The organism is Thermomicrobiales bacterium (assembly GCA_023954495.1).
Taxonomy (GTDB): Bacteria; Chloroflexota; Chloroflexia; order Thermomicrobiales; family CFX8; genus JAMLIA01.
Genome location: JAMLIA010000124.1, coordinates 1 through 5,702 on the forward strand (window position 1 = coordinate 1; position 5,702 = coordinate 5,702).

The following is a 5,702-nucleotide window of genomic DNA, read 5'->3' on the forward strand; positions in this document are numbered from 1 at the left end:
GTCGTCTTCATCGCGGCTGAGCGCCGGGATCTCGCGTTCGACATGTTGCAGCGAGGCGAGTGCTTCGCGGAGTACTTCTGCGAGCCGCGCGGCAGCCTGTCGCGCAGCGTCCGTGGTATCGGCCATTGTCTGTGTCCTCAGATGGTTCGCCCGCTTGTGGCTGGGCGTGCAGATGACGTCCCGATCATGGTCGCAAAGTCCGTGCCTTGTGCCTGCTGCGTGGCGATGACAGGTATTTTCCCGCTATCATGAGTACGTGTCCCGAGGACCGGTCGGAAGCGAGTGGGGTAGTCGGGGCCGTTGAGTGAGACGGCGCAGGCATGGGGGAGCGTGGCGGAATGAGCTTTACCGGGGATGACCGTGGCCTGCTAGACAAGCCAGTAGTTGCCGTACTGACCACGCTGTTCGCCAGTGGCGAGCCGCATTCGACCGTCATGTGGTTCAGGTTTGCCGATGATGTGGTGCGAATGATCGCGCCGGCGTCAGCGTTGAAGGCGCGGCACATTGCGAACGACCCGCGTGTGAGTGTGGTCGTGACCGATCCGGAGAATCCGTACGCCTATGTAACGGTGCGCGGGCAAGCGAGCCTCGTGCGAGACGACGCGGCTGCGCGCGCAGAGCTGCGCCAGATTGCAGCCCGCTACATTAGCGATCGGGCTGACGGCTATGTCGAATCTCTCTCGGCTGATCCTCGCGTGCTGATCGAGATCCACGCGACACGGGTGAGCAGCCGCCATCGACAGCCTCCGGCCTGACCCTGCTGCCCTCCGGCAGTGCCGCATTTGTTGACCTTTTGAATCCCTCGTACGACCGACGGGATACTTGGTGGATCATCCGCATCTGGTTTTCACGATTGGTGTAGCCCTGGCCGCTGCGTTTGCCGGTGGTGTCGTCGCGCGCCGCCTCAACGCACCGGTCATCCTTGGCTATCTGATTGCCGGTATCCTGATCGCGCCATCGACACCGGGCGTCGTCCTTGATCTGGAGATTGTCCAGACGCTCGCCGAGCTCGGCGTTGCTTTCCTCATGTTTTCGCTCGGCGTCGAGTTCTCCCTGCGAGAGCTGCTGCACATCCGGCGGATCGCCATCGGCGGCGGCACACTGCAGATCGTTATCACCATGCTGGCCGGGATCGTGATCGGGCTGGTGCTGGGCTGGTCGACGACGGCGGCGATTGTCTTCGGTATGGCCGTGGCGCTCGGATCGTCTGCGGTCGCGATCAAGATGCTGATGCTGCGCGGCGAGATGGAGACCCGCCACGGGCGCGCGACGGGCGGCATCGCCATCTTTCAGGACCTGGCGCTGGTGCCGATCCTCGTCAGCCTGCCGATTCTCGCCGACACCGGCAGTGGGAACGTCCTCGCCAGTATCGGTCGGTCGGTTGGTATTGCGGCTGCCGTGTTGGCGGCGGTGATGATCCTTGGCCTGCTCCTCGTGCCGGCGCTGCTGGAGCTGGTCGAGCGCACCAAGTCGCGCGAGCTCTTCGTTCTGGCGATCATCGTCATTGCGCTCGGCGCTGCGCTGGTGACCGAACGCGCCGGGCTGTCGATCGCGCTCGGCGCGTTCCTCGCTGGCCTGATCGTGTCGGAGTCCGATTTCTCGCATCAGGTGCTTGTGGACATCACCCCGTTGCGCGATTCGTTCGCGACGCTCTTCTTCGTCTCGATCGGGATGCTGCTCGATCTCAACCTGGTTGGCAGCCAGCTCTTCACGATCATCGCCCTGGTGCTGATCATCCTGATCGGCAAGACGGCGATCATGGCCGGTGTGCTGCGCGGGTTCCATCTGTCGCGCTCCTCCGCGCTGATGGCTGGCGTGTTGCTGGCGCAGGTCGGCGAGGTGTCGTTCATCGTCGCCAGCGAGGCGCTGGGTTACGAGATCATCAGTGACGAGCAGTATCGACTGATCCTGGCGTTGTCACTCGGGACGCTCATCCTCGCGCCGCTGCTGGTCAACGCGACGCCGCATCTGCTGGGGGTGCTACCCAATCGGGGGAGTACTGAGACGCCGGCGGAACTCTTCGAGCCGATTCTCGATACGGCCCTGCGTCGCCACACGATCATCTGCGGCTACGGGCGGCTGGGCACGCAGCTCGCCGAGTCGCTCCACCGGCGCGGCTTCCAGTTTCTGGTGGTCGATAACGATCTGCCGGCTGTGCGGCTGGCGCAGGCAAAAGGGTTCACGGCGATCTACGGCGACGCCGGTAATCCCGACCTGATGGAGAAGCTGGGTGTCGCCCACTCGCGCTCGCTGGCGGTCGCGATCTCTGATCCGCTGGCGGCCGAGGTGGCAGTGACGGTTGCCCGCAAGCTGAACCCGCGCGTGGATATCATCGCACGCGCTCGTAGCCAGGAGCAGATGCGACGGTTGCACGAGCTCGGTGCAAACGAAGTGATCCAGCCGGAGTTCGAGGCGAGCCTGGAACTGGTGCGGCACGTCCTGCACCTGCACGGCCTCGACCAGCGCCAGATCGCGGCGATCACGCAGCGAAGACGGTCCATTTACTACGAGCTTGAAGAAGTCGAGTAGCGCTTGATCAGTCGCCCGCAGCGGCGGAAGGAGCCAGCCCCGGAACCGTCGCCGGAGCCGCCTCGATCGGTCGCTCGCGGATAGACAGTGTCACGACTGCCGCTGCGACGCCCATGCCGATATTGGCAAGCAGCGAGGCGTGATAGTTGCCGGTGATGTCGTAATCCAGACCGGCCAGCCAGGCACCGACGCCCGAGCCGACATTCATCGCGGTGAAGATGAAGCCGAAGATCGTCGCCATTGATGCGCGACCATAGATATTGCCGGCCATGGCCGCGGCGAGCGGGGTCGTTGATGTCCACGAAATGCCCAGCACGACCGCAGCGAGGAAGATGCCGGGAATCCATGAGCCGACCGCCAGCAGCACCAGGAACGACATGCCGCGCAGGAAGTAGGTCAGCGCCAGCATCTGTCGGTGACCGGCGCGGTCGGACAGGAAGCCCATCACAATCGCGCCAACGATGCTGCAGGCACCGACGACCGAGAGCGCCAGCGAGGCGGTTGTCTGCATTGTGTGCGTCGAGTGCTCCGGCATGTCGGTGAGGTACGGGATCATGTGGACCGAGGTGAACGACATCGTGAAGCCGCAGACGAACATGCCGAATGACAGCTGCCAATAGACCGCCGAGCGGACGGCACGCTTGAGCGACACCTTGGGCCGGTCATCGACCCTGGTGACATTGCCGACCGCGGTGCGATTGCGCGGCGCGTCTCTGATGAACATGATCGAGATCGGCAGGATCATCACCAGCATGGCGATGGTGATCGCCAGATAGCTTGCGCGCCAGCCCCAGTTCATCAGGATGACGGTGGCGATCGGGACGATCAGCAGTTGGCCGTAGGCCGAGCCGGAGGTTGCCATCGAGAGCGCCAGTCCGCGGCGCTTCTCGAACCAGCCATTCACCAGCGCGGTGGTATTTACCGGCGAGGTCGCGGCGAAGCCGAAGGCCGCCAGGATGCCGTAGAACACGTAGACCTGCCAGAGGCTGTTGACGACCGTCATCGGCAGCATCGCGATCGCTGTGATGATGACGCCGCCGATCAGGATGCGGCGAGAGCCGTAGCGATCCACCAACCAGCCGACGGCGGGCTGCAGGAACGACAGCGCCACGACACTGATCGTGACCGCCAGCGCAAGATCGGCGCGGTCCCAGCCGAACTCGTCACTGACCGGCTTCAGCACAACGCCAAACAGGAACCGCCCACCGGAACTGATCGCCAATGTCAGCATGACGGCGATGACAACGACCCAGCCGGTGTAGATTCCAAAGATCGAACGTTCCTGGCGTTGATCCTGCATTGCGGTAGCGCCTCCCCCAAAAGCGATGCTGAGTGACCGGTAAATTGGCGTATTTCGACAAACACCGTGAATTTTCTGATTTTCGATGGCGCGAACGTCTATCATCATAAACGATACGGGTCGCATTGTGTCGCTTTGCGATACCCGAACGTGGCCAATTGGATGGCGCGCGAAAACCGTTGTGCTGAACAGGTGGAGTACGCCTTTATGGACATTCGTGAACAGGTCGAGCTCGCAATCAACAATTACAGCGAGCTTGAGCAGGTGCCCCTTGCCGAGGACACCCCGGAGGACGTTGCCTATCTCGCAACGCCGGACCGACTGGCGTTCGCCCTCGGCTGGATCACTGCGAACGCAATCGTGGGTTCGCGATATGCCAGCGCGGCGATTGACGCGCTGCCGATCTTCCATCCCGAGAGCGGCTGGGATCGATTCCTGCTCACCCGTCGCACCACCTCGACCTCATTTGCGCGTGAGACAGCGAACCGCTACGGCATGGTCATGGTCGATGGCAAGGACGCGCCGCGCCTCACCAAGCCGAGCGGCGCGGATCGCCTGACCCTCGGCAAGGCGCTGCGCTCCGATCCGGAGAAGGCGATCGCATCGGTGCTGGCCGAGATCCGGCCCGGCTCGCTGCTGCCGCTCGACCTCGGCATGCGCTGGCGCGAGCGCAAGGTGCAGTACCCACGCCTCTACGCGGCCATCACCGAACTGATCATCGAGGTGCCGGGTGTCGTGGCCGCGCGCGAGATCTACGTCGATGACCAGCAGGTCGACGGTGCTTACCATCCGCTCTACCTGCACGGCGCTGCGCCGCAGCCGACTATGCTCTATGACTGGTTCCTGATCCAGTTCGCCGACCGTGCCGCCTTCCTCCGCATCCACGGCGGCCAGTCGATCTACGAGACCGAGCGCGGCGGCTGGTCGACGGTGAAGCGCCAGCTGGCGGCCGAGGAGTCGATCGACGACATCAAGCAGCGCATGAAGGCGTGGCTGCGGATCGAAGGCGAGCCAGATCCGAAGACGAAGGACTAGTCGCATCTGGTAAAATACCCCCATGGGGTATAGAGATCCGAGAGGAGCCCACGATCATGACGACGACACGACCATCGCGACTGGCCGGCTTTCGACAGCGCCGCGATGAGTTCATGCGCACGAACGAGCATTCGCCGCTGACTGAGGCGCAGAAGGCGAGCTTCGTCCCGCTGGACTATTTCGAAGAGAACACCGATCTGGCGTTCGTGCTGGAGGTCGATACCGACGTACCGCACGACCCGGTGGAGCTGCCGACCACGACCGGCGAGGCCCGCGAGTACATCCCGCATGGCAGGATCACGTTCAACGTGGACGGACAGGACGTGACGCTGATGGTCTATCGCGAGCCGGAGCGCGGGCGACTGCTGATCCCGTTCCGCGATACGACCAACAACGTCCACACCTATGGCGCAGGTCGCACCGTCGACCCGCAGGAGCGGCCGGACGGCCGACTGTCAGTCGACTTCAACTACGCTTACGCGCCGTACTGCCAGTACAACGACAACTGGGTCTGCACCGTCCCGCCGATGGAGAACTGGCTGCGCGTTCCGATCGAAGCCGGCGAAAAGAAGTATCCCAACAAGGAATCCAACGAGGCGGAATAGAGGCGACTCGCGCTCGACGAACCGCACGAGGCCACATGGGCAACCACCCATGTGGCCTCGTGCGTTGGTGCGTGCCTGCATCCGGCTGCATCGAACGGGTGGGAGATTTCTCACTGCGGTTCGAAATGACAGATTTCGGGAGTGGCTATCGGACCGGACTATTCGCCATTGCTGGCAATGATGGCCCGCCAGAGCGGCAACCGCCCACTTCTTCTGTCATTTCGAGCGCGCAC

General features: G+C 63.3%; 5 protein-coding genes. 4 read left to right on the top strand and 1 reads right to left on the bottom strand.

Annotated elements, in window-relative coordinates; genetic code table 11:
• Positions 1-338: 338 nt before the first annotated feature.
• Entirely contained in the window at positions 339-755 is a 417-nt protein-coding gene (locus M9890_15180; GenBank protein ID MCO5178296.1) for a PPOX class F420-dependent oxidoreductase, read from the top strand.
• A 70-nt stretch (positions 756-825) separates the two neighbouring features.
• Entirely contained in the window at positions 826-2,529 is a 1,704-nt protein-coding gene (locus tag M9890_15185) for a cation:proton antiporter (protein ID MCO5178297.1), read from the top strand.
• Between the two features lie 7 nt (positions 2,530-2,536).
• Here M9890_15185 and M9890_15190 read toward each other — a convergent pair whose 3' ends face one another.
• The gene (locus M9890_15190; GenBank protein ID MCO5178298.1) at positions 2,537-3,829 is read right to left on the bottom strand and encodes an MFS transporter; all 1,293 of its coding nucleotides are present in this window, start codon (positions 3,827-3,829) and stop codon (positions 2,537-2,539) included.
• Positions 3,830-4,036: 207 nt separating this feature from the next.
• Here M9890_15190 and M9890_15195 point away from each other — a divergent pair, with 207 nt between their 5' ends.
• Positions 4,037-4,864, top strand: coding sequence for a hypothetical protein (locus tag M9890_15195; GenBank protein MCO5178299.1), 828 nt, complete (start codon positions 4,037-4,039; stop codon positions 4,862-4,864).
• A 56-nt stretch (positions 4,865-4,920) separates the two neighbouring features.
• Positions 4,921-5,469 carry a DUF1684 domain-containing protein gene (locus M9890_15200; protein MCO5178300.1) on the top strand — a complete coding sequence of 183 codons (549 nt, stop codon included), beginning with the start codon at positions 4,921-4,923 and terminating at the stop codon, positions 5,467-5,469.
• The last annotated feature ends 233 nt before the right edge of the window (positions 5,470-5,702 follow it).